1 pseudogene is annotated in these 448 nt (G+C 69.0%); it reads right to left on the bottom strand.

The features are described 5' to 3' along the window. A pseudogene (locus RM572_RS29255) lies at positions 1-448 on the bottom strand (ABC transporter permease); the annotation flags it as partial.

The following is a 448-nucleotide window of genomic DNA, read 5'->3' as shown; positions in this document are numbered from 1 at the left end:
GGTCCCGACCATGATCGCGCCAGGCGTTTCTGCCACGCGGTCGTCCTCTGCCCACCCTTGCAGCGGTTCCGCATCGACACGGCTGTCGCCGCCATCGATGCCCCAGATGTGCTGGCGGACCGTGAGTCCGTCCGCCTGCTCTCCGCCCGGGATGCGGTGGAGGATGCCTTCCACCACCTCGGCCCACTGCCTGTGACGATCGATGAAGTCGGGAAAGGCGCAGTTCGTGACGTTGTGGACGTCCGTGCAGCGCTGGGCCTGGGCGGGCGCCATCCGTGCCCTGTTCCGGGCCTCCACGGTGGACTCCGCTACGGGCTGGAACTGAGCTGCCCCTGCCCCCACAACGGCGAAAAGCGCCAGCACCGCGCCCATTGCCACAAGGCGTCCGCGCAGACCGGCGAGCAGGAGCGCGGCTAGAGCGGCCAGCACGGTGAGGCAAAGCAGGTAC

Source organism: Streptomyces hazeniae, from assembly GCF_031845485.1.
Lineage (GTDB): Bacteria > Actinomycetota > Actinomycetes > Streptomycetales > Streptomycetaceae > Streptomyces > Streptomyces hazeniae.
The sequence above is the reverse complement of the archived record's forward strand: the minus strand, read 5'-3'. Positions and strand labels throughout refer to the sequence as shown.